Below are 9,023 nucleotides of genomic sequence, written 5' to 3' on the forward strand. Positions count from 1 at the left end.
TGCTCAAGTGGCTTATTGGCAAGCCGGCCCTTCGGTCTGGCGCGCAGCGGCAGTAAACCCGGCATGCGCGGTCGGCGAGGCGAGCAACGTGGCGCCTGAGACTTCGCCTCGCGAACAAGTTCGCTCCTACAACTGATCAACAGCCACATTGAAGACCTCCGCCAATGGCTCGCCGCGACGGGCACTTCAATCTGTAGGAGCCAACTTGTTGGCGAGTCAACCAGCGCGGTGCGCCTGAGACACCGCTTCGCGAACAGGTTCGCTCCTACACGTCGGTCAGACAGCGGTTGAGCTGCGTCCTCAACCACAATTGCCTGTCGCGCCGCGTCGCTGGAGGAGGTCTTCAATGTGGCGGTTGATCAGTTGTAGGAGCGAATTCATTCGCGAAAAGCCATAACAGGCGCTCAATATTCGGGGTCTGTCGGGTGCCCCTTCAAACCCGCTCGGTCATTGCCGCCAGCGCCACCGAGGTCGCGGCGGTGCGGGTTTCCACGCCGAGTTTGACGTAGATGTGCTCCAGGTGTTTGTTCACGGTACGCGGGCTCAATTGCAGGATGTCGGCGATGTCCTTGTTGGTCTTGCCGCAGGAGACCCAGCGCAGCACCTCGATTTCCCGTTCTGTTAGTTGGAAGCGGCTGGACAGCCTGCAATTGGCTGGTTTGTCATCAAAACCCATGGGTTGCGAGGCAATGCGGGCCGATTGCAAGATGCGCGCGGTGCGCAAGTGTGAGGCCACCCGCGCGAGCACTTCCGCGCATTGGATCGGCTTGGTCACATAGTCGATGGCGCCGGCCTCGAACCCCTGCACCACGTGCTCGCTGTCGGTCAGCGCGGTCATGAACAGCACCGGAATGTTCGCCGTGTCGGTTTGTGCCTTGATCTGTCGGCAGGTATCGAAACCATTAAGCCCCGGCATCATCGCATCCAGCAGGATCAGGTCCGGGCGTCGCCGCTGGATGCGATTCAACGCGCTGTGACCGTCCAGCGCCACCAACACCATGTAGCCGGCTTCGTCCAGTGCATCGGAGAGCAACGCCAGGTTGTCGGGGGTGTCGTCGACGATCAGGATTACCCCGTTTTCAGCGGCTCGGGTCATAGCGTCCATTGAGGGCCTCCTTCAATTGAAGACTCAGTTCATCCAGGCGAAAGCCTGAAACCAGTGTGCGCAGGTCGGTGACAAAACCGACGCTGTGGGTATTGTCACGCTCGATGGCGTCGAGTTTCTGCTGAATGCCCCGCACGTAACCCAGGCCACACAGCTCGTACAGTTCTTCCAGATCCTTGCGCGAGGGTAGGGTGCCTGAGGGTTTGGCTGGCGGGATGCTGCGCAATCGCCTTTGCCAGGTCAGTTGCAGGTGATGCTGGATGCGATCCAGCAACTGTTGCAGGTGTACGGGTTTGGCCAGGTAGTCGTTGCACACTTGCAAGCTGCGTTCCTTGTCATCGGCAAAGGCATTGGCGTTGGCCGACAACACGATGATCGGTGCCAGGGACAAGGCATTGCGGCGGATCATGCGGCTGGTGGCCCAGCCGTCCATGTCCGGCATCGACAGGTCCATCAGGATCAGGTCCGGGTGCAGCAACGAGACTTGCCTGACCGCCTCTTGCCCATTGGCCGCCTGGGCGATGTCGAACCCCAGCGGCGCGAGCATGCCGCTGATGACCTTGCGGTGTTCGATGTGGTCATCCACCACCAGAATCAAGCGGCGGCGGCCGTCATAGCCGGTCACGTCATGGGCGACGTCGATCACCGCCTTGGGCACTCGCACTTCCGACAAAAACAAACGCACCTGAAACCGCGTCCCTTCGTCAGGCTGGCTGGTGACCGACAAGGCCCCGCCCATCAAGGCGGTGAGCATGCGAGTAATGGTCAGCCCCAGCCCGACGCCGTTGTCCTGGCGTACCAAACCACCCCGTTCGAACGGCTGAAAGATCCGCTCGATCTGCTCGGGGGCGATGCCGATGCCGGTGTCGATCACATCGAAAATAGCGGTTTCCCGACGATAGCTGACTCGCAGGCAGACCTCGCCGCTGTCAGTGAAATTAATCGCGTTACCCAACAGGTTGATCAGAATCTGCCGCACGCGTTTTTCGTCGCCGCGCACCACCTCTGGCATGCGCCCGATCAGGTCCAGGCGAAAGTGCAAACCTTTCTCGCGCGCGGTGCTGGCGAACATTTTCTGCAGATCGTTCAAGAATTCCTGCAACAGGATTTCCGAGGGTTCAAGGCGCAGCTTGCCGGCTTCGATTTTGGCGACGTCGAGCAAGCCGTCGATCAGTGACAACAGGTGCGAGCTGCTGCGCATGATGGTCGCTAGCGAGTCCTGATGCTTGCTCGGCGTGGCGGCGTCGCGTTGCAGGATTTGGGTAAAACCGAGAATGCTGTTGAGTGGGGTACGCAACTCGTGGGACAGCCCTGTGACGTAACGGCTTTTCGCCGCGTTGGCGGCTTCGGAGGCCTCTTTGGCTTCTTGCAGGGCTTGGTCGGTCTTGTGGTGGGCGTCGATTTCCTGCATCAGCAGGGCGGTTTGCCGTTCTGACTCCTCAAGCGCCACGCGGCGGCTTTCGCGGGTCAGCACCACCCACCAAGCGAGGATGCCGGCAAATACACAGAAGGTGAAAAACGCCTTGAGAAATGCCAGTAGCAGCGTGTGATGCACCTGCGACGATTGATCGATCAGGCTGTGGGCCACCTGGCTGTAGATCAGCGCCAAGGCGCCGGACAACGTCAGCACCAACACGGTGAGCAGCCCCAGGTATTGCGCCAGTCGGCTGTGCAGATAGGTGAGTGGCAGTCGCGGAAACAGCCGGCTGACCAGGTCTTCGAACTGCATCGACAGCCGTGCGCGGGTTTTGCATTGATCGCCGCAGCGGGCATCCAGCGAACAGCACAACGAGCAGATCGGCGAGCCGTATGCCGGGCACCATGCCATGTCGGGGGTCTCGAAGGCGTTGCTGCACACACCGCAGCGCAGGCTGCTTTTTTGTTGCCCTGTGGGGAATAACAGACGGGTATCACTGGTGCGGGCTATGTAGTAGCGGCCTTTGGTCAACCAGGCGATCAATGGCGCGGCGATCAGCGCGGTGGTCAGGGAAATCAACGGCGGCGCGGCCTGGGCCAATTCGCCAAACGCACCGAAATGGGCGCAGATCGACAGCAGCGAGGCAATCGACATCGCACCGACGCCCACCGGGTTGATGTCGTAAAGGTGCGCGCGCTTGAATTCGATGTACCTGGGTGACAGCCCCAACGGCTTGTTGATGACCAGATCGGCGACCAATGCACCGATCCAGGCGATGGCGACATTGGCGTACAGCCCCAGCACTTGCTCGATGGCATCGAATACCCCCAGTTCCATGAGGATCAGCGCAATGGCGACGTTGAACACCAGCCAGATCACTCGGCCCGGATGGCTGTGGGTCACGCGTGCGAAGAAGTTCGACCAGGCCAGCGAGCCTGCGTAGGCGTTGGTCAGGTTGATCTTGATCTGGGAAATGATCACGAACAGCACCATGGCCGCCAGCGCCCATTCCGGGGACATGAACACGTATTGAAACGCGACCAGGTACATTTGGGTGGGTTCTGCGGCGCGCTCGATGGGCACTTGGTGTTGCAGCGCGAGAAACGCGAGAAAGGCCCCGGCCATGATTTTCAATCCGCCGGGAATTACCCAGCCGGGTCCGGCCATCAGCAGCGCGGCCCACCAGCGCCTGCGGTTGTGCCGGGTTTTTTCCGGCAGAAAGCGCAGGTAATCGACTTGTTCGCCAATCTGCGTCACCAGCGACAGCGCGACGCTGAACGCCGCACCAAACAGCAGCAGATTGAAGGTGCCGCCTTCGCCTTCGCGCCCAGCGAAACTGGTGAGGTCGCTCAGGGCATCAGGGTTTTTCCAAATCACGAACACGTACGGCACGATCAGCAGCGTCAGCCACAAGGGTTGCGACCACATTTGCAGGCGACTGATCAGGGTGATGCCGTAAGCCACCAGCGGGATGACGATGATCGAGCAGATCACGTACGCCAGCGCCAGCGGAATGTGGAAGTACAGCTCCAGCGCCAGGGCCATGATCGCCGCTTCCAGGGCGAAAAACAGGAACGTGAAACTGGCGTAGATCAGCGAAGTAATGGTCGAGCCGATATAGCCGAAGCCTGCGCCGCGAGTCAGCAGGTCCATGTCCACGCCATAGCGGGCGGCGTAATAGCTGATTGGCAGGCCGGTAAAGAAGATCACCACGGCCATGGCGATGATTGCCCACAAGGTGTTGGTGAAGCCGTAACTCATCACCAGCGCGCCGCCGATGGCTTCCAGCGCCAGGAATGACACGGCGCCAACGGCCGTGTTGGCGATGCGGAATTCCGACCACTTGCGGAAGGATTTCGGGGTGAACCGCAGGGCGTAGTCTTCCATGGTCTCGTCGGCGACCAGGCGGTTGTAATCGCGGCGCACCTTGATGATGCGTTGGGAGCCTGAGGGTCGCACGGTGAGGTTCCTGAGGTGAAAGAGCGATATCGCAGTCCCGTTGGAGCGAGCGGGCGACGTTCCAACAGGTATTCGCATTGAAGCAGCAACTTTTGTGCCCGCAGGCAAGCTCGGGCGCAATCATGCCTGTTGGTGTGAAATCTGGCGCTACGTCAAATGACGTACACCGATACGTCATGCTGCGTATACCGGCTTTTATCCGCCTCGCTCATCCTTGCTCCCACCTCGCGACAGGCCTCTCACGGGCCTGGCCGCGAATCACCAGCACAGGAGCGAGAACATGGATTCACGACTGACAGGCCCCACGCGCTTTCTTCCTCGACGCCTGGCGTTGGGTGCGGCAGCGCTGTCGCTGATCGCCGCCAGTGTGTTTAGCCAGGCCACCCTGGCCGATGACGCCAATACCACTGGTTTGGCGGTCACGCCCACCGAAGTGACCGTCGGCCAATTGCACTCGGCCACCGGGACCATGGCGATTTCCGAAACCGGTTCGATTCAGGCCGAACGCCTGGCCATCGACCAGATCAACGCCTCGGGCGGCATCCTCGGACGGCAGATCAAGATCATTCAGGAAGACGGCGCCTCCGACTGGCCAACCTTCGCCGAAAAAGCCAAGAAGCTGTTGGTGGGGGACAAAGTCGCGGCGGTGTTCGGTTGCTGGACGTCGGCCTCGCGCAAAGCGGTGCTGCCCGTGTTTGAAAAAGAAAATGGCCTGTTGTACTACCCGACCTTCTATGAAGGCCTGGAGCAGTCGAAAAACGTGATTTACACCGGCCAGGAAGCCACTCAGCAGATTCTCGCCAGCCTCGACTGGATCGCCAAAGAGAAGGGCGCCAAGACGTTCTACCTGATCGGCTCGGACTACATCTGGCCGCGCACTTCGATGAAGATCGCCCGCAAACACATCGAAAACGTGCTGCACGGCACCGTGGTCGGCGAAGACTATTACCCGCTGGGTAACACCCAGTTCGGCTCGTTGATCAACAAGGTCAAGCTGAAGAAACCCGATGTGGTCTTCGCCGCTGTGGTTGGTGGCTCCAACGTGGCGTTCTACAAGCAGATGAAAGCTGCAGGCGTGACCTCGGCCAAGCAGAACCTGCTGACCCTGTCGGTGACCGAGGATGAGTTGTTGGGCATCGGCGGTGAAAACATGGAAGGGTTCTACGCCTCGATGAAGTACTTCCAGAGCCTCGACAACCCGAACAACAAAGCCTTCGTTGAAGCCTTCAAGGCCAAGTACGGCAAGGATTCGGTGATGGGCGACGTGACTCAGGCAGCCTATCTGGGCCCATGGCTGTGGAAAGCCGCTGTCGAGAAAGCCGGCAGTTTCGACGTCGACAAAGTGGTCGCCGCATCCCCTGGTATCGAGCTGAAAACCGCGCCTGAAGGCTACGTCAAAATCCACGAAAACCATCACTTGTGGAGCAAGACCCGCATTGGCGAAGTCCAGGCCAACGGCCAGTTCAAGGTGATTTACGAGTCGGACCTGATCGAGCCGAATCCGTTTCCCAAGGGCTACCAGTAACGCCTGGAGCAATTCTGTAGGCGCGAACGTGTTCGCGAGGCGGTGAGCCTGACACGGCGCATCGCCAACACGTTGGCCCCTACAGGTACGCGTCTGTTGCACAACGTCTACAAGCCAGAATCTCGCTTTGTTCAACTCGGAGACCATCATCATGGAATGGCTATCGGAATTTGGTGCCATCGCGGCGATGCAGGGGTTCAACGGGCTGTCCGTGTTCTGCGTGCTGCTGCTGATGGCCCTGGGGTTGGCGATCATCTTTGGTCAGATGGGCGTGATTAACATGGCACACGGTGAGTTCCTCACCATTGGCGCCTACACCACCTACGTGCTGTCGAGCCTGGTGCAAACCTATTGCCCGTCGATGCAGCCGTATTACTTTTTCTTCGCCATCGCGCTGTCGTTCGTGGTGGCTGGGGCCGTCGGCTGGCTGGTGGAATGGGTGATGATCAGTCGCCTCTACCATCGACCGCTGGACACCTTGCTGGCCACCTGGGGTTTGTCGCTGGTGATGCAGCAGGCGTTTCGCTCGATATTCGGGGCGCGTGAAGTCAGCGCTAACCCACCGGAGTGGCTAATGGGTGCGGTGAACCTGACCGACGCCATCGAAATCCCGCGCAATGGCCTGTTCGTCATGGCCCTGACCGTGTTGATGACGGGCGGGATTTTTCTGATGTTGTATCGCACCCGCTGGGGCCTGCACGTTCGTGCCACGGTGCAGAACCGCATCATGAGCCGCGCGGTCGGCATCAATACCCGCAAGGTTGATCGCATGACCTTCGCCCTGGGTTGCGGTGTCGCGGGCGTGGCCGGGGCGGCGTTTACCACCATCGGTTCCACCGGCCCCACGGCGGGTTCGCTGTACATCGTCGACACCTTTTTGGTGGTGGTGTTCGGCGGCGCACAAAGCCTGTTCGGCACCATTGCTTCTGCATTCGCCATTGCCCAGACCCAATCGCTCTCGGAGTTCTTCATGAGCGGTTCGATGGCCAAGGTGCTGACCCTGTCGGCAGTGATCCTGATCCTGCTGATGCGCCCGCAAGGGTTGTTCGCCAGCAAGGTTCGTAAATAAGTGTGCGCAAATAGAGGCGGCCCCAATGAACGCGCTAAATAAAATGCTTGGCGGACGGCAGGGCGTGATTGGCCTGCTGATCCTGGCCACGTTGATTCTGGTGGTGTTCCCGCTGACGCTGGACGCCTTTCGCTTGAACATGATTGGCAAATACCTGACCTACGCCTTCGTCGCCGTCGGCTTGGTGTTGTGCTGGGGGTACGGCGGGATTCTCAGCCTGGGGCAGGGGGTGTTCTTCGGCCTTGGCGGCTACTGCATGGCGATGTTTCTCAAGCTCGAGGCGTCGGACCCTGAAAGTACGAAGATTCAGTCGACGCCCGGTATTCCGGATTTCATGGACTGGAACCAGATCACTGAATTGCCATGGCTGTGGGTGCCGTTTCACAGCTTCACCTTCACGGTGATTGCGGTAATCGTAGTGCCGGTGGTGCTGGCGTTGATTATTGGCGCCGCGCTGTTCAAACGTCGGGTCGGCGATGTGTACTTCTCCATCGTCACCCAAGCCATCGCCCTGATCCTCACGGTGCTGATCATCGGCCAACAAGGTTTGACCGGCGGGGTCAATGGCATCACCGACCTCAAGACCCTGCTCGGCTGGGACATCCGTGGCGACGGCGCCAAGCTGGCGCTGTATTTCATCAACGCCGCCTTGCTGTTTGGCTGCATCCTGATCGGTAAATTCATCCTCGCTTCCAAGCTGGGCCGGTTGCTGATGGCGATGCGCGACAAGGAAGAGCGGGTGCGGTTTTCCGGCTACGACGTCGCCACCTTCAAGATTTTCGTGTACTGCGTGGCGGCCGGGTTTTCGGCCATCGGCGGGGCGATGTTCGCCTTGCAGGTGGGCTTCATGTCGCCGTCCTTCGTCGGCATCGTGCCCTCCATCGAGATGGTGATCTTTGCCGCCGTCGGTGGGCGTATGTCGCTGCTGGGCGCGGTGTACGGTTCGTTGCTGGTCAACTACGGCAAGACCTACTTTTCCGAATCCTTTCCCGAATTATGGCTGTACCTGATGGGCGGTTTGTTCATCGCGGTGGTGATGTATTTCCCCAACGGCCTGGCCGGTTTGTGGGAAAGCCACGGGCGTAAATGGCTCGCCGGACTGACGCGCAAAACGGCACCTGCACCCATCGCGCCGGTCGCCGCCAAGCCGCTGAACGTCGTACCCGCTGACAAACCATCGTCCAGCCCTCTGGAGACTCAGCCATGACCAGCCCGACGGGTTTTCAGATGAGCAAACCGGTGCTGGCCATCGAAGGCCTGACCGTGTCGTTCGACGGCTTCAAGGCAGTGGACGACCTCAACCTGTACATCGACCGCAACGAAGTGAGGGTGGTCATCGGGCCCAATGGAGCGGGCAAGACCACGGTGCTTGACCTGATCTGCGGCAAGACTCGCGCCACCGGCGGGAGCATTCAGTTCGAAGGCCGCGAGCTGACCAAAATGAACGAGTACGACATCGTCCGTGCAGGTGTGGGGCGCAAGTTTCAGACGCCCTCGATCTACGACAACCTGAGCGTGTTCGAGAACCTGGAGATGTCGTTTCCCAAGGGCCGCACGGTGTTCGGCGCGCTGTTCTTCCAGCGCACCCAACACGTGGTGGACCGGGTGAAAGAAGTCGCCGCGGACATTTTCCTCGGCGAGTTGCTGGAGCAGCAGGCGGGGTTGTTGTCCCACGGCCAGAAACAGTGGTTGGAGATCGGCATGCTGCTGATGCAAGACCCGGAACTGCTGATGCTCGACGAGCCAGTGGCGGGGATGAGCGTTAGCGAGCGTGCGCAAACGGCGGACTTGCTCAAGCGCATTAGCCAGGGGCGTTCGGTATTGGTGATCGAGCACGACATGGAGTTCGTCAAGAGCATCGCGCACAAGGTCACGGTGCTGCACCAGGGCAAGGTGCTGGCCGAAGGCAGCATGGAGTCGGTGCAGAAAAACCCGAAAGTCATCGAAG

Annotated in this window: 6 protein-coding genes; 4 read left to right on the forward strand and 2 right to left on the reverse strand. The window is 60.0% G+C overall.

Translation table 11 applies throughout. The features are described from left to right. Positions 1–433 precede the first annotated feature (433 nt). Complete coding sequence (locus tag VGC62_RS15555; RefSeq protein ID WP_331187969.1) at positions 434–1,105, reverse strand: response regulator; 672 nt, start codon at positions 1,103–1,105, stop codon at positions 434–436. Next, positions 1,080–4,481, reverse strand: a complete 3,402-nt coding sequence (locus tag VGC62_RS15560; protein ID WP_331187970.1) for an ATP-binding protein — start codon at positions 4,479–4,481, stop codon at positions 1,080–1,082. Before VGC62_RS15560 ends, VGC62_RS15555 begins: the two co-directional genes overlap by 26 nt. Before the next feature lie 280 nt (positions 4,482–4,761). On the opposite strand from VGC62_RS15560, the gene urtA reads away from it, so the two are divergent. The 4 genes from urtA to urtD all read left to right on the forward strand — a co-directional run. Then, on the forward strand, positions 4,762–6,006 hold the full coding sequence (gene urtA, locus VGC62_RS15565) for an urea ABC transporter substrate-binding protein (RefSeq protein ID WP_331187971.1): 1,245 nt from the start codon (positions 4,762–4,764) through the stop codon (positions 6,004–6,006). Between the two features lie 151 nt (positions 6,007–6,157). Then, positions 6,158–7,075 (forward strand): urea ABC transporter permease subunit UrtB, encoded by a 918-nt coding sequence (urtB, locus tag VGC62_RS15570; protein ID WP_331187972.1) that lies wholly within the window; start codon positions 6,158–6,160, stop codon positions 7,073–7,075. 25 nt (positions 7,076–7,100) lie between these two features. Continuing rightward, a complete protein-coding gene (urtC, locus tag VGC62_RS15575) occupies positions 7,101–8,282 on the forward strand; it encodes an urea ABC transporter permease subunit UrtC (RefSeq protein WP_331187973.1) in 1,182 nt (393 codons plus the stop codon). Then, a partial coding sequence (gene urtD / locus VGC62_RS15580; RefSeq protein ID WP_331187974.1) for an urea ABC transporter ATP-binding protein UrtD occupies positions 8,279–9,023 on the forward strand: 745 nt, incomplete at its 3' end. The genes urtC and urtD, both read left to right, overlap by 4 nt.

The sequence above is a fragment of the Pseudomonas sp. genome, assembly GCF_036404235.1.
GTDB lineage: Bacteria > Pseudomonadota > Gammaproteobacteria > Pseudomonadales > Pseudomonadaceae > Aquipseudomonas.